The sequence below is a fragment of the Cupriavidus oxalaticus genome, from assembly GCF_004768545.1.
GTDB classification, from domain to species: Bacteria; Pseudomonadota; Gammaproteobacteria; order Burkholderiales; family Burkholderiaceae; genus Cupriavidus; species Cupriavidus oxalaticus_A.
The window spans coordinates 2,747,215-2,770,345 of record NZ_CP038635.1 but is presented as its reverse complement, the minus strand read 5'-3'; the positions used below and the strand labels follow the sequence as shown (position 1 = coordinate 2,770,345).

Here is a 23,131-nt window from a genome sequence, read left to right as displayed (position 1 = left end):
GCCATCTTTTTGTGATCTAATTACCACAATGCGGGCATCGAGAGGCGCATTTAGCATCTCCTGCTGAGGCGGCGCCGCTGCAAGGCCATCGATTTCGCCGCATATCCAGCCGCTAGCAACATAGAGCGCTCTTGGCAAGAGGCGAGAGGCTATTTGCCGTGAACGTTACAGATGGCAAGACAAAATTACATGGGTCTTACAGGGTCGGCGGGGTGCTCCGTTACAATTCGGCCCTGAGTCAAAAAAGTGGTCAATCATGCAAATCATTCCAGTCATTATCTCCGGTGGTGCAGGAACTCGTCTCTGGCCGGTTTCCCGTGAGGCATTCCCAAAGCCGCTTCTGAAGCTTGCTGATGGTGAAAGTTTGCTGCAGAAGACTTTTAAGCGGGCCACTTTGTTTGACGATGTGCCGGAAGTGGTGCTGGTGACGAATCGCGAGACTTACTTCCTCACCCGAGACGAATGCCAGGAAGTCAACGGCGACCAGATCCCCCTGGGTTTTGTGCTGGAGCCTTTTGGTCGCAACACGGCCGGTGCGGTGGCGTCTGCCGCCTGCTGGATTGCGCAGCATCACGGGGAGGGCGCAGTTATGTTGGTTCTCCCGGCTGACCACCTGATCGAAGACCTGGACAAGTTCCGGTCTGCCGTGGACGCGGCAGCCGCTGCCGCAATTGAAGGTCGTATCGTGACCTTCGGGATTCGCCCGACCGCGCCCGAAACTGGCTATGGCTACATCGAGTTCGATAGTGAGCAAGGGCTGGACGGTGTCCACCCGGTGGTGCGATTCGTAGAGAAGCCAAAGCTCGATGTCGCGGAGGCCATGCTCGCGGGCGGGAAGCACCTGTGGAATTCCGGCATGTTCTGCTTCTCTGCTCGAACAATTCTTAAAGAATTCGCTCGCTTCACGCCGGATATGCTGACGGCCTGCGAACGAAGTATTTCGGCCGGCGCGGTATCAACGGCCAATGGCTGCCGGTCTGTCGAACTCGAGCCCTCGCAATTCAAGCATGTGACAGATATTTCCATCGACTACGCCGTCATGGAGAAATCTGACCGGGTGTCGATTGTTCCGAGTGATATGGGTTGGAGTGATATTGGCTCGTGGCATTCCATCAGTGAATTGACGCCGCCCGACTCTCAGGGCAATCGCATTTATGGTGAAGCGCTTTTGCATGGTGTCAGCAATTGCTACATTAAGAGCGACGCGCGGGTAGTTGGCGCAGTGGGCGTTGATAACTTGATCATCGTGGATACCCCTGACGCGCTGCTGGTTGCCAACCGGGACTGCACTCAGGATGTCAAGCACATCGTCGGTCAGCTAAAGCGGAACGGACACGAGAGCTACAAGATCCATAAGACTGCGCATCGCCCCTGGGGTACCTATACCGTCCTGGAGGAAAGCGACCGCTTCAAGATCAAGCGGATTGTGGTCAAGCCTGGTGCACAACTATCGCTGCAGATGCATCACCATCGAAGCGAGCATTGGATTGTGGTGAGTGGTACTGCTGATGTTGTCAATGGCGATCAGGTTATTTCGTTGCAGCCTAATCAATCGACCTATATTCCGGCAGGGCACAAGCATCGCCTGATCAATCCCGGTGTGATGGATCTTGTGTTGATTGAGGTTCAGTGTGGTGAGTATCTGGGCGAAGACGATATTGTTCGATTTGAAGATAAATATGGGCGGGCGAATTGATTAAGGCTGGTCAACTTGGCGCGATCTGGAGCTATCGCGGTTTCATAGCGGGTAGTGCAAAGCGGGAGTTTCAGTCGCGCTATCAGAATTCGATTCTTGGTGCGGCTTGGCTGATTATCAATCCACTTGCCATGATCGTCGTGTATACCGTCATCTTTTCGCAGATGATGCGATCGCGGCTGCCTGGCATCGATAGTCATCTTGCATACAGTATTTATCTGTGCGCAGGTTCGCTGACATGGACATATTTTGCCGAGGTTACGACCAGATCAATCAACGTATTTGTTGATAATGCTAATCTGATCAAAAAGATAAGCTTTCCGAGAATTTGCCTCCCGGTGATCGTGATTGTCAATAGTACGATCAACTTCGGCATTATTTTCGGAATCTTTGTTTGTTTCCTAGTGATCTCCGGAAACTTCCCAGGCTGGGTATTCTTCGATGTATTCCCGGTACTCGGTGTGCAAATCCTGTTCTCCATCGGCCTGGGGATGATTCTGGGGGTGCTGAACGTTTTCTTCCGGGACGTTGGCCAGTTGTTTGGGGTGTTGATCCAGTTCTGGTTCTGGCTCACCCCTATCGTCTATCCGGTCACGGTGCTGCCGGAGAAAATTAAGGAATTGCTCGCGTTCAATCCCATGGCTGCAGTAGTTGGTGCCTACCAGGATATTCTCGTGAAGCATGTGGAGCCCCAATGGTCGTCACTTCTGCCGTGCCTGATTGCCGGTTTGGTAATGTGTGCACTCGGCTTGCGGTTATTCCGCAATCGTTCTGGTGAACTTGTGGACGAACTCTGATGGGCAAGATACAGGTTACAGGGGTTGGCAAGGCGTACCGGCAATATTCGAGCCGCTGGTCGCGCCTGCTGGAGTGGATTATTCCCGGGAACGGGGTGCGACATCACCTGAAATGGGTGTTGCGCGACATCAGTTTTGAAGTCAAGGCAGGCGAGGCAGTCGGTATTGTCGGTATCAATGGTGCTGGCAAGAGTACGCTGCTGAAGATGATTACAGGGACCAGCCAGCCTACGGCAGGGGCTATCACCGTATCTGGTCGAGTGGCGGCCATGCTTGAGTTGGGCATGGGTTTCCATCCTGATTTTACCGGTCGGCAGAACGTTTATATGGCGGGGCAGTTGCTTGGTTTGTCCGTGCCAGAGATCGACGCGCTCATTCCGGAGATTCAGGAGTTCGCCGAGATCGGTGATTACTTTGACGAGCCGGTCCGCACTTATTCAAGTGGCATGCAAATGCGGGTTGCGTTCAGCGTGGCCACCGCGAAACGACCGGATATTCTGATTGTTGATGAGGCGTTATCGGTCGGCGATACTTATTTTCAACACAAGAGTTTCGAGCGGATTAGAAAATTCCGCGCCGAGGGCACCACGTTGCTGATTGTGTCGCACGACAAAATGGCAATCCAGTCCATCTGCGACCGCGCGATCCTGCTTAATGCAGGGCGCCTCGAACGGGAAGGCTCTCCTGAAGAGATCATGGATTTTTATAATGCCATGCTCGCCGAACGGGAGAGTGACCTGGTGCGGACTCGCAAGCTGGAGGACGGTCGTACCGAGGTGTCGTCCGGTACCGGTGAGGCAACCGTTGTTGATATTGGACTGTATAACCACCGCGATGAGCGTGTGGAAGTCATTGATGTTGGCACCGAAGTCACGTTGCGAATCAAGGTTGCAGCCCAGGCCCATATCCCGCGGCTGGTTTGTGGCTACATGATAAAGGATCGGGTCGGGCAGCCGGTGTTCGGCACCAATTCTGACATCAAGCGCTTCCCCTTATCAGATGTGGTAGCGGGCGAAGCCATAACTTTTGAATACCGATTCCCTTTGAATCTCGGCGCGGGTAGTTATTCGATCGCGACGGCGCTTACAAGCACCGATACGCATATGGTCAACAACTACGAGTGGCGTGACCTGGCATTGGTGTTTACTGTCGCAAATCTTTCCCGCGAACACTTCATTGGCTCAGCCTGGCTGGACTCGCGCCTGGAGATTATTCGCACATGACATTTATTTCGTATGCGCAGAACTTCGAGGACGTCATGCTGTGGCGTGCGCTCAAGGACGTCAGCAATGGTTTCTACATTGATATCGGGGCGAACGACCCGGACGTCGATTCCGTCACCCGTGCCTTTTACGACCGCGGTTGGAGCGGAATTAATGTAGAACCGGTAGAACAATACTATAAGGCGCTTGTCGAGAAGCGGCCTCGTGATTTGTCCGTTCTTGCCGCGATTGGGGCCAAACCGGGACACGTTGACTTCTTCGAGTTCGAAAATACGGGGCTGTCTACCACACAGAAGGAGGTAGCCGAGGCTCATCATTCGAGCGGGCGGGAGTTCGCCACATCAAGCGTCGAGGTTATGACACTCGCCGCCATTTGGGACAAATATGTCTCGGGCGACGTCCATTTCCTGAAGATTGATGTTGAAGGGGGCGAAGAGGCGGTTTTGCGAGGTTCTGATTTCAGGCATCATCGCCCCTGGATCATTGTGGTGGAAGCAACCAAACCACTGGACGGTTTATTGGTCGCTGAAGCGTGGCACGATCTTGTAGTCTCTGCGGGCTATCGGAAGGTGTACTTCGACGGTATTAACGAGTACTTCCTTGCAATCGAGCATGAGGCGTTGGCAGCCGCATTCGAAGTGCCGCCAAACTACTTCGATCACTTTCGTCTTAGCCGCGGCCACCACCTGAGCTATCCAGTCGCGGATCTGGAGAAAGAAGTCGGTTTGGCGCGTGACGAGGTCAGGGAGGCTGTGGCCGCACTCAGTGAAATGAGGGCCAAAGCCGAAAGCGCCAATGAGAGGGTTGAGTCACTGAATCGATTCTTGGAGGCGGAGCGCGACCAGCACACGGCACAGATCGCACAGCTTGACGGCCGGCTTTGTGCATTGTGGACGGAATGCGAGGCCCTGAAACGCCATAATGCGGATCTTCAAGCGCGGTTTGATGCAATTAGTAACAGTACCGCCTGGCGTTTGACAGCGCCGCTGCGCAGGGGCGCGGACTTGGTGAGAATTGCGATAGGAAAAGACGCAGCCGCGTGGAAGCGGTATGTGAAGCGTCTTGCCCGTCCCGCAGTTGTGGCGATTGCTCGCAAAATTGTCCCGCTGGCAAAGAAGATGCCGGGCGTTCGCGCGGCTGCTTTTCATGTGCGTAGTCGCTATCCGGGATTCTGGAGCGCTATGGCTGGGCGTCTAATTTCACTTTCATCCCAGACATCCCAGCGTGCGTCGTCCACTAGTTATCGCTACGATTTCTTTAGCGCACGGTCAAGATCTGCGATTCTCAAGCAAATCAACGGCGACACGCCAGAGGGTATTTTTGTGTCCATGCGTGCGACCAAGGTTGACATAGGCGAACTCGTGGCAAAGGTGAATCGAGAAATAACTGCAATCAACAAGAATCCGGCAACGGAACGCAGGGAAACTCATGGTGAGTGAAAACACGGTAACGGGCCGTCGTACGCGCGTAGTAGTCGGAGTACAGAGCCTGAGCGCGGGGGACGCAGTTAGTAATGACGTTATCGGCATGGTACGCGCACTGGCTACACGTGGTTGCGATGTGCGCGTTTTTCCCAACGAGCACGCGCTAGAGCTCGGTCTGCCAATTATCAATGTCGAGGAAGTATCTGGATTTCTGAGCGAAAAGAAAGACCTGTTCATATATCACTTCTGCGCTGCTTGGCCTCCGGGAGAGGCGCTGCTGAAGGAGCTGACTTGCACGCGTATTGTCAAGTATCACAATATTACGCCGGCTCGGTTCTTCGACGGCATCAATGCTGAATATGTGGAGCATTGCCAGGCTGCGCGTGCAACCATCCCTGCCATTGCGTCTGAACTTGATGCCCTCTGGGGGGACTCCTCGTACAACGTTGAGGAATTCCTCGGTCACGGAGTGAATGCTGACTGCTGCGCAGTCATTCCGCCTTTCCATCATGTCGAGGAACTGTTCGCCGAGCCTGACGATCCTGCTTGGGCATCGTTGCTCTCGGACGGTAAGAGGAACATTGTTGTTGTCGGGCGCCTGGCCCCCAACAAGGGCCATCCGTTGCTCCTTAAAGCCTTTGCAGAGTTGCGCAAGAAGCACGACGATGTGCGTCTGGTCATCATCGGCTCCAAGGATTCCAGGCTCAGAGCGTACCATGAGGCGTTGGACAGCCTGGTTACCTCGCTCGGATTGGAAGGTGCGGTGAGAATGGCTGGAAAGGTCAGCGGTAGGGTCCTTGCGACCGTATATCGGCACGCGGATCTGTTCGCCATCACGAGCGAGCACGAAGGTTTTTGTGTGCCATTGATCGAGGCAATGGCCTTTGGTGTTCCTGTGGTGGCGCTTGGAACCAGCGCGGTGCCGGAAACCATGGGCGACGCCGGATGGCTGGTGACCAGCGATGATGCTAAAGACTTCGCTGCGCGCATGGATGAAGCGCTGTCGACGCACGGTCACGACCTCGAACGCATGCATATGCGAGGCCGGCAGCGATTCCATAACCGGTATTCAACCAGTGCGACCGAGCGCCGCTTCCTGGAGGTCGTCGGGCCGTACTTGGCGCCGGTGCGCAGACCGGTGAGGGCGATTCATCAGTTCCATTCTGGTACCGCCTTTGGAGACGCTGTGACCAATTCGATGCTGATGATGCGCGGCATGCTGCGCGATCTCGGCTTCGCGTCTGAAGTCTATGCGCAGCACGTTGCCCCGGAGCTTGCCGGGGCCATCTGCCCCCATACCGATTTGCGGCCTGGGCCGGACGATGTCGTCATCATCCATCACTCGATGGGCCACGACCTGGATGAATGGGTATCTGGCTTAGGTGGACACAAGCTACTGTGCTATCACAACATTACTCCGGCGGAGTTCTTCCCGCCGGACTCTCCATTCCGGCACTACTCGGTAAAGGGCCGGCGCCAGGTCCGGGAATTCATGTCGCGTATGGACGCGGCTATTGCTGTATCGGCATTGAACGCCAGGGAGCTGATTGATTGCGGCTACACGGATGTAGAGATCTTGCCGCTTTTAATTGATACCGACGAGATAAAGTCGCGACTCTGGAATGAGCAGCTTGTTTTGTCGGAATCCGGATGTCTGACCGTGCTATTTGTCGGTCGTGTGTCCCCCCACAAAGGTCACCTGGATGTGCTACAAGCATTCGCTTGCTTGCTTGAGATGGTGAATCAGCCTGTAAGGCTCGTTTTCGTGGGAGGCTTTGATGCCGAAGATCCCTATTACCGGCAACTGTGCGACCGCATCGCAGAGCTGGGAATCCAGAGTGCCGTGACCTTTACCGGGAAGGTTTCCAATGAAGATTTGGTGGCCTGGTACAGGATTGCTGATGTATTTCTGTGCCTCAGCGATCACGAAGGTTTTGGCATTCCAGTGATTGAGGCGATGAGCCTGGATTTGCCTGTGGTTGCTTTCGATAGCAGCAACATTGCGGATACGCTGGGCGGAGCGGGGGTTCTGATCCACAGCAAGAACCCGTTGGCTGTGGCAGGTCTTGTCAAGACTATTATGTTTGACAGAGCCCTGCGCCGGCAGATTGTTGAAGCGCAACGCGTGCGTGCGCTCGATTTCTCCCGAGGCACCTTGCTGGCCGATTTTGCCGCATTCCTTGAGCGCCAAGGGATCCTGGCTGACGTACGGCGGCCGAAGGTTGAGAAAATTCCTGATCAGGCGCCGATTCGATTCCAGGTTGAGGGACCGCTCGAAACGAGCTATAGCCTTGCCTTGGTGAACCGACAGGTTGCCTTTGGTCTTGCCGCCAGGTTTCCGGGCATGGTGTCAGCGCTGCCGACCGAAGGGCCGGGACGCTACCCAGTCGATCAGAAACAACTCGCGGCCATTCCAGGCCTTGCCGATCTTGTTGCCAAATCCTCCGAGGTAGAGAGTATTGGCACCGTGGTGCGCAATCTTTATCCTCCGCGTGTCGCAGATGCCCGCGGAAGCAGGAACATCTTGTGCTTTGCATGGGAGGAGACTGGCCTTGATCCGGACTGGGTGGTGCGCTTCAATACCTGGCTGGATGGTATCGGCGCAGCCTCGAGCTTTGTGAAGAAGATTCTTCGGGATAACGGTGTTCGCACGCCTATTACTGTCTATGGACACGGCGTGGAGCATGTTCCGATGCCTTCGGGTAATGGCGGCGCACTTAACTTGCGGCCAGGCTTCCGTTTCCTCCATGTGTCATCCTGTTTTCCTCGCAAAGGCGTTGATGTCCTGATCAACGCCTATGTGAAGGAATTCGCCGGGGATCCAGACGTGGTGTTGGTAATCAAGACGTTTCCAAATCCACACCAGTCGGTACGACAACTGATCGAATCTCTAAGCTCGCGCGAAGGATGCCCGGCCATCGAACTGATCGAAGCGGATCTTGGCAGTGAGGAGGTTGCACAACTCTACCGCGCCTGCAACGCGTTCGTAGCGCCATCCCGGGGTGAGGGCTTTGGCTTGCCGATGGCAGAGGCGATGCGCTTTGGCTTGCCCGTCATCACTACAAACTACGGTGGCCAAACTGACTTCTGCACTGAGGAAACCGCATGGCTTGTGGACTATAAGTTCGCGCATGCCCAATCCCATATGAATCTGTCGGATTCGATGTGGGCTGAGCCCGATCTCGACAGCCTCCGGCGCCAGATGCGGGCCGTCAGGTCGGCATTCGCGCAAGAAGTTGAGCGCAAGGTGGCGACGGCACGCGCCTTCATCGCAGAGCGCTGCAATTGGCAATCCAGTGCCGATAAGCTGATAGCGTTGGATGATTACTGTGCCTCCGTTGATCCGTTGCATGGCAGTCGGCCGGTCAAGCTGGGCTGGTTCTCTTCCTGGAATACGAAATGCGGGATCGCGATTTATTCGGGATTTTTGATTTCGCAGCTGAATGCTGCAGAATTCGATGTACGCATTTTTGCTTCGCACGCGAGCGAGACGCTCGAGCCTGATGATGGGCGAGTTGTGCGGTGCTGGACCGACCAGTTTGGAAATATCGACGGCCTGCTCACGGCCATCTCGGAGGCGAATCTGGATGTGCTCGTTATTCAGCACAATTTTGCCTTTTTGTCGATGCAGGGGCTTGCGGCGGTGCTGAATCATTGCCACCGACTCGGTATCACTACCGTGGTGACGTTCCATTCCACGGCGGATGTGACGTTTGCCGGGGTCCACTCCTCGCTGGGGCAAATTGCCTCCGAGCTCAGGTTGGCGTCGCGACTGCTTGTGCATAGCGTTGACGATGTGAATCGATTGAAGGGCTTCGGTCTGGTAGATAATGTCGCGATCTTCCCTCACGGGGTCATGTATCGGGCACGGCAGAGCCAAGAGGCCGCCAGACAGGCGACAAATCTGCCGGTCAGTGGAAAAGTTGTTGCAGCTTATGGTTTCATGCTGCCGCACAAAGGGTTCGAGCAGCTGATTGAGGCATTTGCCACGCTCTTGACCAAGCATCCGGATAGCCATCTGTTGATGGTGTGTGCCTTGTATCCCCAACCGGTTTCGGAAGACACACTCCGGCGATGTGTCCATCTGGCCCAGTCCCTTGGATGCGCATCTCGGGTTCGCTTTGTATCTGATTTCCTGCCCGACGAAGCCAGCATGGCGCTGCTGGATTGCGCCGACCTGGTCGTATTCCCGTACCAAAATACAGCGGAGTCATCCAGCGCGGCGGTGCGCTACGGGCTTGCTTCCCGGCGCGCTGTGGCTTGCACACCATTGCAGATTTTTAGTGATGTAGATTCAGCCGTGCATCGATTGCCGGGCACGGCTCCCGCGGATATCGCGAGGGGGCTGGATGAACTGCTTTCTTCTCCTGAGAAACTCGCGGCGACTGCCGGTGCACAAGACCGTTGGCTGCAGGCACATGCTTGGCCGATGTTAGGCTACCGACTGGGTGGGATGCTGCAAGGCCTTCGCCTTGACGACGCCGTCGCCAGGAAGGAAGCTCTCAATTCATAATTTATCTCTTTAAGAGGCATAGTGCATAATGAGCAAAACGGCCATTGTTACGGGGATTACCGGCCAGGATGGCGCCTACCTGAGCCAACTGCTGCTGGAAAAAGGCTATACCGTCTACGGCACCTATCGTCGCACGAGTTCTGTCAACTTCTGGCGCATGGACGAGCTAGGTGTTACGGGCCATGAAAGGCTGCATCTGGTCGAGTTTGATCTGACCGATCTCAGCGGCTGCATTCGCCTGCTACAAAAAAGCGAGGCCACGGAGATTTATAATCTGGCCGCGCAGAGCTTTGTCGGCGTGTCGTTCGAGCAGCCAGTCACGACGGCCGAGATCACCGGCGTTGGTGCTCTGAACCTGCTTGAGGCAATCCGTATCGTCAACCCTCGGATCCGCTTCTATCAGGCCTCCACTTCAGAGATGTTCGGCAAGGTCCAGGCGATTCCGCAAACGGAATCCACGCCTTTCTATCCGCGTAGCCCCTATGGTGTGGCTAAGCTCTACGCTCACTGGATCACGGTCAATTACCGCGAGTCGTACGACATCTTTGGTAGCAGCGGTATTCTTTTCAACCATGAATCTCCGCTGCGGGGGCGCGAGTTCGTGACCCGCAAGATCACGGATTCCGCCGCCAAGATCAAGCTTGGAAAGCTGGACGTGCTCGAACTGGGCAACATGGATGCGAAGCGCGATTGGGGCTTTGCCAAGGAATATGTGGAAGGCATGTGGCGCATGCTCCAGGCCGACGAGCCGGATACCTTCGTGCTGGCTACGAATCGTACCGAGACGGTTCGCGACTTCGTGACCATGGCATTCAAGGCCATTGATGTCAGCCTGGAATGGAAGGGCCAGGGTGAGAATGAAACGGGCGTGGACGCCAGCACTGGCAAGACCGTTGTGCGCGTCAATGCGAAGTTCTATCGCCCGGCGGAGGTGGACCTGCTGATCGGTGACCCGTCGCATGCGAAGGCAAAGCTTGGCTGGCAACCCAATACGACCCTCGAGCAGTTGTGCGAGATGATGGTAGCGGCGGACGTGCGGAGAAACGAGATTGGATTCTCGTTCTAATAGCGCGGGGCGCGTGCTTGTGACCGGTAGCCGAGGCTTTACCGGTCGCTATGTTTGCGAGGAACTGGCCGCAGCCGGGTATGACGTCATCCCTACCGCCATGACGTCTTCGCCGGATAGCATTGTCCTTGACATTGCATCGCCTGAGGCATGCCGTGATGTCATTGAAGCGCACCAGCCTGACTATATCGTTCACCTCGCTGCGATCAGTTTTGTCGCGCATGCGCAAACCGAGGCGTTCTATCGTGTCAACGCTATTGGAACCAGCAATCTGCTGCAGGCGTGCCACGATGTAGGGCATATCCCCAAGAAGATACTGGTGGCGAGTAGCGCCAATGTTTATGGCAATACCGCTGGCGGCGAGTTATTCGAGGACCAGCGAATCCAACCGGTGAATCACTATGGGGCCAGCAAGGCGGCCATGGAATACATGGCGGCGACATGGTTCGACAAGTTGCCACTGATCATTACGCGTCCGTTCAACTACACCGGGCGCGGCCAAGCTTTGCAGTTCCTCGTGCCGAAGATTGTTGACCATTTCCGCCAACGTCAGCCGCGTATCGAACTCGGGAACCTGGACGTCATGCGCGACTTTTCCGACGTCAGGACAGTCGCGCACGCGTATCGTGCGCTGCTGGAGGGCTCCGCGACGGCTGAGGTCGTGCATATTTGCAGCGGCGTGCCGTACGCTTTGCGCGACGTAGTCAGTACGCTGGAAAAGCTTGCAGGCTATGAGATTGAGATTACCGTGAATCCGGCCTTCGTCCGAGCGAACGAAGTGAAGGTACTCGTCGGTTCGCCCGAGAAGTTGAGTCGGCTCGTTCCAGGACTGGTCCGCCCGACCTTCGAAGAAACGCTGCGCTGGATGTACGAAGAATGAACCCGTTGCGAGTCGGAATCAGCACTTCGGTGCTGGAACCAGTTCGCAATGGCGGCCACCTTGACGGCATTGGCGTCTATACGGCCGCCTTGCGACACAATCTGGCGCAGGTAGGGGTTGCCGTTCGCGGGTATTCCTTCCCCATCTTTGCAAACCGCGCGCGTATGTTCGAAGGGGACGCTTTGCCCCGATCGTTCCCTATGCAAATGTTGGTTGCCAGTTTTGGGGTACCAGCGCCCGTCGGGGAGCGGATAGATGTCTTCCATTGCACCGACTACAAGGCAGTACGCATGCCCTGTCCGGTTGTGACAACACTTCACGACGCCATCCCCCTAAAGCATCCTGAATGGACCGGCGGCCGGTTCCGTGCGTTGAAAAGCCTTATCTTGCGGCGCTCGGCAAGCTATGCTGATCATGTGATTGCGTTGTCATATGCGGCAATTCCGGACTTGGTCGAGTACTTCGGGGTGAACGAGCGACGTATTTCGGTGGTTCCGTGTGGCGTGGATGCCGGCTGGTTCCATTCACCGTCACACGCCGACGTAGAAAAGGAACTCTCCTTGCGCGGCTTGCGCCGGGGCTACTTCCTGTATGTCGGGACGCTGCAGCCGCGCAAGAATGTCGTGGGTATCTTGAATGCTTACGAAGCGCTGCCCGAAGCGATCCGACGCGAACGGCAGCTCGTCATCGTCGGCCGTGCCGGCTGGCACTGCGAGGAAGAGGTGAGTCGCCTGAATGCGGCTCGCGACGCGGGCGACGGTATCGTCTGGCTCGATGGCGTGAGGGGAGCGGCATCGTTACGACGCATTTATGCCGGCGCCGGAGTGTTTGTTTTCCCTTCTCTGTATGAGGGATATGGCATTCCGGTTCTGGAAGCATTTGCGAGCGGTTTGCCGGTGGTAACGTCGAATATTTCGTCGCTGCCCGAGGTGGCGGGCGAAGCAGCCCTGAAGGTCGACCCCAAGGATCCGGCGGCCATCGCGGATGCCATGCAGCGCTTCGCTGAAAGCGAAACCCTGTGCACGGATTTCGTCGAGCTCGGGCGTAATCGAGCGAAAGCCTTGTCCTGGGAGAATACGGCCCGCATGACTGCCGAGGTATATCGGCGGGTAGCCAGTTAATCAAAAAGACAACGATGCGGGTACTTCAGGTCTTCAAGACGTATTATCCGGATTCCTTTGGGGGCGTCGAGCAAGTGATCCGCCAGATCGCAACATCGAGCGCGGCATACGGCGTCACATGCAAGGTATTTGCGCCGAGTCCTGCTGCAGCGGATGTGCGCACCGTGCAAGAAGATGGGGTCGATGTCATCCAGGTGCCTTGTACGATCGAAATTGCGTCGACGCCATTCGCCATTCGGGCGCTCGGCCCTTTCCGCGAGGCGGCAGCATGGGCGGATGTGATTCACTACCATTTTCCGTGGCCATTCGGCGACCTGTTACATTTGCTCGGGCAACCACGAAAGCCGGCGGTGGTCACATACCATTCCGATATCGTCCGTCAGAAAGCCTTGCTGCAGTTGTACAAACCACTGCAGCGGAAATTTCTGGACAGCATGCGGGCAATTGTGGCGACGTCCCCAAACTACGCCGAGACCAGCGAGACGCTGCAAAGGCACAAGGACAAGGTATCGGTCATTCCGATCGGCGTGAATGAGTCTGCTTATCCCCGGCCCGACCCGGCCCGGGTGGCTGCCTGGCGTGACCGGGTTGGCGAGGGCTTTTTTCTTTTCATCGGTGTGATCCGGTACTACAAGGGACTGCACATTCTGCTGGATGCACTGGGCCCCGCAGTCGCGTCGACCACCCGGAATGTGCGTGTGGTCATTGTCGGGTCGGGCCCGGTTGAGAACGATTTGCGCCGCCAGGCGTTGGCGCTGAAGCTGGATAACGTGGAGTTTCTCGGCGCCGTCTCCGAAGAAGACAAGATGGCGCTGCTGCAGCTATGCCTTGCAGTCGTGTTTCCATCCCACTTGCGCTCGGAGGCCTACGGGATTACGTTGGTCGAGGGCGCCATGTCCGGCAAACCGCTGATCTCGGCAGAGCTCGGTACGGGTAGCAGTTTCGTCAACATTGACGGGCGCACGGGACTTGTCGTTCCGCCGCGAGATCCACAGGCGTTGCGCCAGGCGATGGACAGGCTCGTCAGCCACCCTGAAGAGGTGGCGCGCATGGGGCGTGAAGCGCGTGTACGCTTCGAGGCAGTCTTCACGGCAGACCGCATGACGTCCGCCTATGCCGATCTCTACCAGCGGGTTTGCGACAAGGCCCAGTGCTCGCACGTTGCCGGTGCCAGTACCATGGTGGAAGCGCATGTGCCGCGGGACTGACGGGCCAGGCCCTGACCGGTTAGGAGGGCGTGCGCGGCCACTCGATTAATTCGAGTCCCGGCAAAGGTTGCGCAGAGTTTTCAAATAGATCTCGATCACGCGCCTCTCCCCGAAACGCTGGATTGCATCATGGCGGGCAGATTGCCCCATTGTCTTAAGTGTTGCCCGCGGCATCCTGGCGATATCCAGCATGGCATCCTGCAGTGCGCCCGCGCTGCGTGGTTTGCATAGACGCCCCGTGATGCCATCGCGGACAATGTCCCGGCAGCCGGGCACATCGGTGGCAACAATGGGTTTTTCCATCGCGGCGGCTTCCAGCAGGGTACGAGGCATCCCTTCACGGTACGAGGGCAGCACGACACAGTCGGCTTGGCCGATGGCCGGCCGTACGTCGGGCGCAGTGCCGAGATATTCGATGACTCCCTCTTTCTCCCATTCAAGAAGCTGGGCGCGGGAGATAGCGCGTGGATTCTGCACGTCAGCGGGTCCAAGAAGCTGAAACACAATGTCCGGTGCCTGGCGTTTGATTTTCCGGGCCGCTTCGACATACTCGCCAATGCCCTTGTCCCAAAGCATGCGCGCAATCAGCAGGAATCGAAACGGCCTGGTTGACCCTGAAACTTGGTTTTGCCTTGGGGCGTAATAACCTGCGTCGATACCTTCACCGGGCAGGATTGCGCTGCGCTCAACGTTCACCAGACGGCGGGAGGCAAATTCACGCGCATCGTCGGTATTTAGAAACCAGACTTGCCGCGGAGCATGCAGGGAAATCCGATAGAGACTCCTGGCGATGCGTGCCACTGGATTGTCGTTGATGAAGGCAAAACCAAGGCCGGTAATCACCGCAATGCACGGTACGCGCCGAAGCCAAGCTGCCAGCCCGCCATAGATATTCGGCTTGATCGTGTAATGGAAGACGCAATCGGGACGCAGTTTTCCATAGAGGCGCAGCAACTGGCTGAAACAATGCCAGTCGTTCAGGGGGTTGGTGCTCTTGGCCTCCAGCCGAAGCGGATAGAAGTCGCATCCAAGGGCAATCAGGCTATCCGTGGCCCGGTCGGCGGGCGCAATGACTGAGACGTGGGCACCCTGGCCGAGCAGCGTCCGAATGACGCCGAGCCGATATTGCCAGATTGACCAGCTCGAATTCGCCACAAATGCAACGTGTTTAGCTTGCAAAGCAGCATCGGTGGGCAAGTACGCCCCATCGGCGCGGGAGGGGGTCTGGACTAGCTCCAGGGATTCGTGGATGTAATCAGGCATATCCGCGTCGGATTTGCGACTGACGGCGGTCCGCCAACGTTTTGCGCAACAATGGCCGCAAGCGTAAATTCCGGAAAGTCTCCAAGACTACCATTGTCAGGCATGCCGCTTGCTGCCCATGATGTGGATGCCTGTTCATGGCGAAATCTCTTCAGGCATGAGCCTGCCAGACATAACCAGCATGGCGGCGCCGACAAGTAGCGCAACCGAGTTGCCGGCGATATAGCCCACCACAGCACCATAGGTGCCATGTCTGGGAATCATGATCCAGTCGACCAGCGCAATCGTGATGACTACAATCAGCCATTTGATGGCCAGCCAACCCGGCTTGCGCAGATGCACGACAAGCAATGAAAGCGCAACATCGGCAAAAACCAGCCCCGACGCCAGCGCCGCCGTGCGCAACAGGCCGACCGCGGTGCCGAACTCGCTACCGTACAGCAAGTGAACGATCCACGGGGCGACGACGGCAATCAGCGTACCGCCAACGGTGCCGATTGCAGCCATGCCAAGCGTGATGCGGACGAGATTCGCGCGCAAGCGTTCGAAGGTCGGTTGCGCGTATATCATCAGCGGCGCCAGCGTATTGGCCACGATCGTTGCCAGCAACACAAAATTGTCCAGGACCTGCATGCAGGCAGCGTAGGCGGCCAGGTCCGGGAGTGGCACCTGGGGCTTGAGCAAGAGCTGGTCAACCCGGCGCGCGCTCATCATTAGCATGAACCCGACCCAGAAAATCGCTCCATCGCGGAATAGTTGCGAGATGAGGGTGAAATCCGGTGCGATACGCAGGGGCGGGCTGGCCTTGAGATAGTAGCTGGCTAGCAGCAACGCGAGAATGACGGATTCCGCGGCGAAAGCCCAAGCATACTCATGGACGGTATTGACCTGCGTAAGAAATAGCAGGCCGACAATGCCGAGCCTGGTCGTGAGAGCGGTAAGGCTGAAAATCACGCCAGCCCGATTATCGGTCCGGGCCTGCATCCAGGCGTTGACAACCCCGAACGGTTCGCGCAGTAGGATCGAAATTCCAAGAATCATCGCCACGTGGCGCGTGATTTCATCCTGTCCGCTGATCCAGATGGCCGCCAGCATCAGCACATAGGCGGTGATCGCGGCGCCTTCCCTGACGGCATATGCGTGCACAAGGAGTTGGTGCCGGGCCGCGGTCGACGTATTGGCTACGAGCCGCGGTACCACTACCTCGGCCCCGCAGATCAGCGCAATGGACGAAGCTAACAGAACCAGCGTTTGCGCATACTGAAAATGGGCAAAGCCTTCGGGGCCAATGCTCCGCGCGATCATGGCAATGGTGCCGATGCTTGCGCTGACCTGGACGCCGCGTTCGGCGAGCAGCCAGACGACGTTGCGAGCGATCTGCCTACGCATGATCGCCCTTGCCGGAGGCGTGGGCCAGGGCGGCTCGCCGGCGCAGCACAAGCTCCCGATACAGGTCGATCCAGCGCTGGGCGACACTGGCCAGGCTGTATGCGGCAACGGCGTGGGCGCGGCCTGCCGCGACATCCTGCCGGCCCAGCAGGGCTGCACGCATGCCGTGCGCAAGTGCATCGGTGTCGCCTGCCGGCACGATGCTGCCCGACGCCGCCAGCAGCGCGCGGACGCCTGATACGTCGGTGGCCAACACCGGCGTCTCGCAGGCGAGCGCCTCGGCTACCACGAGGGGCAGGCCTTCTCGCATGGAGGACAGTACGAACAGGTCGGCGGCGTTCATCAGCGCCGGAACGTTGTCGCAGGGGCCGAGCAGCCGCACGGCGCGGGAGAGCCCGAGCGCAGCTGCATGCTGTATCAGCGCTGCCTTCAGGGGGCCATCGCCGGCAATCAGCAAGCAAATGCCTGCGCCGGTCTCCGGATCGTCCGCCAGTTGGCGGAAAGCTTCGATCAGGCGGCCCTGATCTTTCTCGCGAACCAGCCGGCCGACATTGAGCACGAGCTTGGCATCGGGGCCGATTCCCAGTGCCTGTCGCGTCTGCACGCGCGCGTGCGGGTCGCGGCGGAACTGGTCCGTATCGATGCCATTTGGCATCACGCTGATCCGCCCGGCCTTCGTGGCGCCGACGTCCAGCATGTACTGCATGCCCTCCGCGCTGACATGGGTTGTCGCTTCGCACAAGCCATCGGTCAGCCGATACGCCAGCATGCGCAGCCTGCCCCCTTCGCGTGAGCTGTGCGCGGTGCAGAGGACAGGGATGCGCGCGCCGCCGGCCCGCCGCGGCCGCAGCAGTCGGGCGAAGATATTGGCGTGGAACATGTGCGCATGGACGATGTCCGGTTGCCAGCGCCCCACCCACTTGCGCACGGACTGCAAGGTGAAAAGGAATCGCAGCGGATCCTTGTGCAGGTCCAGGCGATGCAGCGTCACCGCCGAGGGCAACACTACTTCTTGAGCAAGTGTCAGGCTGACCACCGCCACATCATGCCCGAAGGCAACGAACTGGCGTGCGAGGTCCGCGACCTGGCGCTCGGCGCCGCCAAGCCGAAGTCCTGTCGTCAGCAGCAGGATGCGCATCGGGCGGGAGGAAAGATCATGCGGGCCACGCCGTGCCTCAGCGCGCGCCGTAGCCGGTCAGCAGCGTGCGCATGGTCTTGCCGGCGATCAACAGATCCATTGCCATCGAGCAGTGCTTGACGTAGTAGAGGTCATAGCAAAGCTTGGTGATGGTTTCCTCGTGGCTTGCGGCATAGCCTTGCTGGACCTGCGCCCAGCCCGACAGGCCGGGGCGCACGAGATGGCGGTAGGGATAGAACGGGATCGTCTCGGAGAAGGACTCGACCATCGAGGATTGTTCGGGACGCGGTCCGATCAGGCTCATGTCGCCCACCAGTACATTCCACAGCTGAGGAATTTCGTCGAGCCGGTACTTCCGGATGACGCGGCCCACACGCGTGACGCGGGGGTCGGAATGTGCAGCGAACTGGGCCTCGGTGTCCGGCTCATCGGCCATGCTACGGAACTTCAGCATCGTGAACACCTTCCCGTAAAGGCCCACGCGTTCCTGGCGGAAGATGGCCGGACCGCTCGACTCCATGCGGATGGCGACGGCAACGGCCAGTCCGATGGGGATGGCCAGCGGCGCCAGCAGCAGCACCGCGGCGATATCGCCCAGCCGCTTGAATGGCGCATAGAGGAAGTTCTGTGCGTGGTCGTCCAGGAAGTTCTCGTCGATATGTGTCAGGGCCAGGCAGCCGGTGAGCAGCTCCGCGATCCGTTCGACCGAATAGACGTGGACGTGGCTGAGCTTGTAGCGCGCCAGCGTCCGGGTGCGTTGCGGGTCGACAGCAGCGCTGCGCTCCATCATTAGGCCGTCGCAGTCGGCGGCTTCCGCCAGCGTGGTGATGCGGTGGAACTCGGCCTGTGCGCTGCGCGCCGCACCAGGCATCCCAAGTAGTTCGTTTAGGTGTTCGAGCGCCTGGGGATCGGTATAGCCGAACGTCGGTACATAGTGGCGCACGAAGCGCAGGTAGCCACTCCACAGCCAGACCATTGTGATGGTCATGCAGACCAGCATCGCGGCCCGCGAATATTCGATGCGGAAAACCGCGCAGGTGGCAAGGAGCAGAGCGAAGGGCACTAGTGTCGCAAGCGCCACTATGCTGTTGCCCTCAACTGCCGGAACATAGATGGTGCGGTCCAGCAGCATGCAGGCGATGGCATACGGGACCACCGACATGCCGATGGTGTTCAGGAAGATTTGCGTGACCCAGCCGTGGCGGGTAGCTTCATGGCCCCCAAGGGCGGCCAGTCCGTAGAGCAGGAGGCCCAAGGCACCCCATGCAAGCATGCGGCTGCGGCGGCGGGTGGTTTCTGACGATATACGCGTTGGCAGCTTCATCTTGTGACGCTCGGCTGGCGCCAAGGTTTGACCAACTGGCTCTGGGAAGTACGACATACGGACGGGAACAGGCTGGCCAGGAACAAAGGCGCCTTCGGCACCGGAAATCGTTGGCTTGCAAAGGCCGGGTGGGTCTGTCGGGGTAGTATCGGCAATGGGCGTACTGCAACGAGCAAAGCAGCGGAGCGCATTATAAACCCCCCGGGAAGCCGGCCCTCGATTCCAAATCCGGCACAATAGCGGCTGAGTTGACTACTTGCGACTGCGACAGACCGTCGCGCTGTCGCATATACGGAAAAAATATGGCAATCGACCCCTCCATCTTTAAGGCCTATGACATCCGCGGAATCGTAGGCAAGACCCTCACTCGTGAAGTGGCTCGGGATATTGGCCAGTCCTTTGGTACGGCCGCCGCCGCCCAGGGCGAGAAAGCCGTCGTCGTCGGACGCGACGGCCGGCTCTCCGGCCCCGATCTCATCTCCGGCCTCGTAGAAGGCCTGCGCACCGCCGGCCTGGACGTGATCGACCTGGGCATGGTCGCCACCCCCATGGTCTATTTCGGCACCAACATCGAACTCGATGGCGTCCGTGCCACGTCCGGCATCATGGTCACCGGCAGCCACAACCCCCCCGACTACAACGGCTTCAAGATGGTCCTCGCCGGCCAGGCCATCTATGGCGAGCAGATCCAGGGCCTGCGCCAGCGCATCGAGGCGGGCGACTTCACCAGCGGCGCAGGCACCTACCAGAAGGTCGACGTGCGCCAAAAGTACCTCGACCGCATCATCAGCGACGTCAAGCTCGCCCGCCCGATGAAAATCGCCCTCGATGCCGGCAACGGCGTGGCCGGCGCCTTTGTTGGCGACCTGTTCCGCGGGCTGGGCTGCGAAGTGACCGAGCTGTTCTGCGACGTCGACGGCAATTTCCCCAACCACCACCCCGATCCGGCGCATATCGAGAACCTGCAGGACCTGATGAAGACCCTGCGCGAGACCGATTGCGAGCTGGGCCTGGCCTTCGACGGCGACGGCGACCGCCTGGGCGTGGTGACCAAGGATGGCCAGGTCATCTTCCCGGACCGCCAGCTGATGCTGTTTGCCGAGGAAATCCTGTCGCGCAATCCGGGTGCGCAGGTGATCTACGACGTGAAGTGCACCGGCAAGCTGGCCCCGTGGATCCGCGAGCACGGCGGCGAGCCGCTGATGTGGAAGACCGGCCATTCGCTGGTCAAGGCCAAGCTGAAGGAGACCGGCGCCCCGATCGCCGGCGAGATGAGCGGCCACGTGTTCTTCAAGGACCGCTGGTATGGCTTTGACGACGGCCTGTACACCGGCGCCCGCCTGCTGGAAATCCTGTCGCGCCACGCCGACCCGAGCGCGGTGCTGAACGCGCTGCCGAACGCCAACAACACGCCGGAGCTGCAGCTCAAGTGCGCAGAAGGCGAGCCCTTCACGCTGCTCGACAAGATCAAGGCGAACGCCACCTTTGAGGGCGCGCGCGAGGTGAACAAGATCGATGGCGTGCGCGTGGAATACGCCGATGGCTTCGGCCTGGCGCGTCCGTCGAACACCACGCCGGTGGTGGTGATGCGTTTCGAAGCGGACAATGACGCCGCGCTGGCGCGCATCCAGGCCGAGTTCAAGCGTGTGATCCTGGCCGAGAAACCGGATGCTCAACTCCCGTTCTGAGCGCACGGCGGTGCCGCCGGCATCGCCACCTTCGCCCGATGCAGTCGGCGCGGCCGGCGTGGTGCAGCCCATGCCGGCCGCAGTGCCGTTCACGCTGCCAGAGCGGCCGCGCATCCTGCTGGTCAAGGTGTCGTCGCTCGGCGACGTGGTGCACAACATGCCGCTGGTGCACGACCTGCGCGCGCGCTGGCCCGGTGCGGAGATCGACTGGGTGGTGGAAGAGGGCTATGTGGAACTGGTGCGCCTGTTGCCCGAGGTGCGGCGGGTGATTCCGTTCGCGCTGAGGCGCTGGCGCAAGCGCATCCTGCAGGGCGCGACCTGGCAGGAGATCGGTGCCGTGCGCAATGCCTTGCGCCGGGAGCGCTACGACGCCGTGATCGAAAGCCAGGGTCTGCTCAAGACCGCGGTGGTGGCGCGCGTGGCGACGCGTGCGCAGGGTGCGCCGATCATCGGGCTGGGCAATGCGACGCAGGGTTCGGGCTATGAGCCTGCGGCGCGCCTGTTGTACACGGACTCGGTGCGCGTGCCGCGCCAGACCCATTCGGTGCAGCGCTCGCGCCTTCTGGGCGCGGCGCTGACGGGGATCGCGCCAGTGGAGCCGCCACGGTTTTTCGGGCCGGCGGCGCAGTCATTGCATGTCGACGACCCGCTATGGGCGGACTTGCCGGCGCGCTATGCCGTCTGCTTCCACGCGACGGCGGGAGCGCGCAAGAAATGGGCGGTGCAGAACTGGCACGCGCTGGGCAACCGCCTGGCCGCCGAAGGCCTGACCATGCTGCTGCCGTGGGGCAACGACAAGGAGCGCCAGGCCGCCGAAGAGATTGCCGCGGGCGTGTCGCAGGCACGCGTGCTGCCGAAGTTCTCGGTGATGCAGGGCTTTGGCCTGATCAACCGTGCCGAAGTGGTGATCGGAGTCGATACGGGCCTGGTCCATATCGCGGCGGCGCTGTGCCGGCCGACGGTGGAAATCTATACCGCGACATGGCGCTGGAAGACGGAAGGGTATTGGTCCGACCGCATCGCCAACGTCGGCGACGACGGCGTGGTGCCATCGGTCGATGAAGTCTACGAGGCCGCCTGCCGCGTGCGCGGGGTCGCTGCCTGATGCTGCGCCTGATCTATAGCTTGTTGTGGGTGGCGGTGCTGCCGCTGGCGCTGTTGCGGCTGGCATGGCGCGCGCGCAAGGAGCCCGGCTACCTGCACCATGTCGGCGAGCGGCTGGGTATCTATGGCAGCCTGCCGAACCAGGGGCCGTGGCTGTGGGTCCACGCCGTGTCCGTGGGCGAGACCCGTGCCGCGCAGCCGCTGATCGAGTCCTTGCTCGGCGCCTATCCGCGCCATCGGCTGCTGCTGACGCATATGACGCCGACCGGCCGCCAGACCGGCGCGCAGCTGTTCGGCAACGAGCCGCGCATCCTGCAGTGCTACCTGCCATACGACTTGCCATGGCTGGTGCGGCGGTTCTTGCGGTATTTCCGGCCCGAGGCGGGGATGCTGATGGAAACCGAGGTGTGGCCGAATGTGGTGCACGGCGCGCGCAAGGCGGGCGTGCCGTTGTACCTGGTCAATGCGCGCCTGTCGCCCCGCAGCTTCCGGCGCACGGCGCGCTTCGGGCGCGCGGCTTCGGCGATGTACCGCGACTTCGCGGGCGTGCTGGCGCAGACCGCCGGCGATGCTGAGCGCTTTCGCCAGCTGGGCGTGCCGGCCGTGCAAATCACGGGCAACCTCAAGTTCGACATGCAGCCGGCGCCGGCGGGCATGGCGCTGGGCGAGCGGCTGCGCAAAACCTTCAGCGGCCGCCAGGTGCTGGCCGCCGCCAGCACCCGCGAAGGCGAGGAGCCGCTGTTGCTCGATGCTTTCTCGCGCTGGCAGGCGCTGGCCGGCGACGTGCCGCGCCCGTTGCTGCTGCTGATCCCGCGGCATCCGCAGCGCTTCGATGAAGTGGCGGCGCTGGCGGCGCGCACGGGATTCTCGGTGGCGCGCCGCAGTGCGCTGGATCTCGATGCCGAGACGGCGCCCGTGGACGCGGATATCCTGCTGGGCGATTCGATGGGCGAGATGGCGATGTACTTCGCCGCATCGGACCTCGCCTTTATCGGCGGCAGCCTGTTGCCGCTGGGCGGGCAGAACCTGATCGAGGCGTGCGCGGTCGGCACGCCGGTGCTGATCGGCCCGCACACCTTCAACTTTGCGCAGGCGACCGAAGACGCCATTGCCGCGGGCGCGTGCCTGCGCGTGGACAATGCGGATGAGCTGGTGCGCACCGCCGGCAGCGTGCTGGCGGACCGCGCGCGGCTGGCGGATATGCGGGCGCATGCACAGACTTTTGCCGGGCTGCATCGCGGCGCTACCGTACGTACGCTGGCGGCGCTGGCGCCAGCCCTGGAACACTAAGCGGCAG

General features: G+C 59.6%; 16 protein-coding genes. 12 read left to right on the top strand and 4 right to left on the bottom strand.

All coding sequences use genetic code 11. From position 1 onward, the window contains the following. Positions 1-256 precede the first annotated feature (256 nt). The 9 genes from E0W60_RS23645 (at position 257) to E0W60_RS23605 (ending at position 13,928) form a co-directional block, all read left to right on the top strand. Positions 257-1,696: a mannose-1-phosphate guanylyltransferase/mannose-6-phosphate isomerase gene (locus E0W60_RS23645; RefSeq protein ID WP_135705750.1), complete on the top strand. Its 1,440-nt coding sequence runs from the start codon at positions 257-259 to the stop codon at positions 1,694-1,696. Then, entirely contained in the window at positions 1,693-2,493 is an 801-nt protein-coding gene (locus E0W60_RS23640) for an ABC transporter permease (protein WP_276609590.1), read from the top strand. Before E0W60_RS23645 ends, E0W60_RS23640 begins: the two co-directional genes overlap by 4 nt. Beyond that, positions 2,493-3,716: an ABC transporter ATP-binding protein gene (locus tag E0W60_RS23635; protein WP_135705748.1), complete on the top strand. Its 1,224-nt coding sequence runs from the start codon at positions 2,493-2,495 to the stop codon at positions 3,714-3,716. The genes E0W60_RS23640 and E0W60_RS23635 overlap by 1 nt, the downstream gene beginning before the upstream one ends. Next, a complete protein-coding gene (locus E0W60_RS23630) occupies positions 3,713-5,155 on the top strand; it encodes an FkbM family methyltransferase (RefSeq protein ID WP_135705746.1) in 1,443 nt (480 codons plus the stop codon). The genes E0W60_RS23635 and E0W60_RS23630 overlap by 4 nt, the downstream gene beginning before the upstream one ends. 88 nt (positions 5,156-5,243) lie before the next feature. After that, the gene (locus tag E0W60_RS23625) at positions 5,244-9,653 is read left to right on the top strand and encodes a glycosyltransferase family 4 protein (RefSeq protein WP_167884597.1); all 4,410 of its coding nucleotides are present in this window, start codon (positions 5,244-5,246) and stop codon (positions 9,651-9,653) included. 28 nt (positions 9,654-9,681) lie between these two features. Continuing rightward, complete coding sequence (gene gmd / locus E0W60_RS23620) at positions 9,682-10,719, top strand: GDP-mannose 4,6-dehydratase (protein WP_135705743.1); 1,038 nt, start codon at positions 9,682-9,684, stop codon at positions 10,717-10,719. Beyond that, positions 10,703-11,599: a GDP-mannose 4,6-dehydratase gene (locus E0W60_RS23615; protein ID WP_135705741.1), complete on the top strand. Its 897-nt coding sequence runs from the start codon at positions 10,703-10,705 to the stop codon at positions 11,597-11,599. Before gmd ends, E0W60_RS23615 begins: the two co-directional genes overlap by 17 nt. Continuing rightward, positions 11,596-12,720 carry a glycosyltransferase family 4 protein gene (locus E0W60_RS23610; protein WP_135705740.1) on the top strand — a complete coding sequence of 375 codons (1,125 nt, stop codon included), beginning with the start codon at positions 11,596-11,598 and terminating at the stop codon, positions 12,718-12,720. The genes E0W60_RS23615 and E0W60_RS23610 overlap by 4 nt, the downstream gene beginning before the upstream one ends. A 14-nt stretch (positions 12,721-12,734) precedes the next feature. Next, the gene (locus tag E0W60_RS23605) at positions 12,735-13,928 is read left to right on the top strand and encodes a glycosyltransferase family 4 protein (protein WP_135705738.1); all 1,194 of its coding nucleotides are present in this window, start codon (positions 12,735-12,737) and stop codon (positions 13,926-13,928) included. Positions 13,929-13,973: 45 nt separating this feature from the next. On the opposite strand, the gene E0W60_RS23600 is transcribed toward E0W60_RS23605, so the two are convergent. The 4 genes from E0W60_RS23600 to E0W60_RS23585 all read right to left on the bottom strand — a co-directional run bounded on the left by E0W60_RS23600 (position 13,974) and on the right by E0W60_RS23585 (position 19,042). Continuing rightward, positions 13,974-15,191: a glycosyltransferase family 4 protein gene (locus E0W60_RS23600; protein ID WP_135705736.1), complete on the bottom strand. Its 1,218-nt coding sequence runs from the start codon at positions 15,189-15,191 to the stop codon at positions 13,974-13,976. A gap of 135 nt (positions 15,192-15,326) precedes the next feature. Continuing rightward, positions 15,327-16,580 carry a lipopolysaccharide biosynthesis protein gene (locus tag E0W60_RS23595; protein WP_135705734.1) on the bottom strand — a complete coding sequence of 418 codons (1,254 nt, stop codon included), beginning with the start codon at positions 16,578-16,580 and terminating at the stop codon, positions 15,327-15,329. Then, on the bottom strand, positions 16,573-17,718 hold the full coding sequence (locus E0W60_RS23590; protein WP_135705732.1) for a glycosyltransferase: 1,146 nt from the start codon (positions 17,716-17,718) through the stop codon (positions 16,573-16,575). Before E0W60_RS23590 ends, E0W60_RS23595 begins: the two co-directional genes overlap by 8 nt. A 37-nt stretch (positions 17,719-17,755) precedes the next feature. Then, the gene (locus E0W60_RS23585) at positions 17,756-19,042 is read right to left on the bottom strand and encodes a sugar transferase (protein WP_135705730.1); all 1,287 of its coding nucleotides are present in this window, start codon (positions 19,040-19,042) and stop codon (positions 17,756-17,758) included. Positions 19,043-19,344: 302 nt separating this feature from the next. Between E0W60_RS23585 and E0W60_RS23580 the strand changes: the two genes are divergently transcribed. From E0W60_RS23580 to waaA, 3 genes are read left to right on the top strand one after another with little or no spacing between them, the layout of a single operon-like run. After that, positions 19,345-20,730, top strand: a complete 1,386-nt coding sequence (locus tag E0W60_RS23580) for a phosphomannomutase/phosphoglucomutase (protein ID WP_135705729.1) — start codon at positions 19,345-19,347, stop codon at positions 20,728-20,730. Next, positions 20,711-21,835, top strand: coding sequence for a lipopolysaccharide heptosyltransferase I (waaC, locus tag E0W60_RS23575; protein ID WP_135705728.1), 1,125 nt, complete (start codon positions 20,711-20,713; stop codon positions 21,833-21,835). Before E0W60_RS23580 ends, waaC begins: the two co-directional genes overlap by 20 nt. Continuing rightward, entirely contained in the window at positions 21,835-23,124 is a 1,290-nt protein-coding gene (waaA, locus tag E0W60_RS23570) for a lipid IV(A) 3-deoxy-D-manno-octulosonic acid transferase (protein ID WP_135705726.1), read from the top strand. The genes waaC and waaA overlap by 1 nt, the downstream gene beginning before the upstream one ends. Positions 23,125-23,131 lie beyond the last annotated feature (7 nt).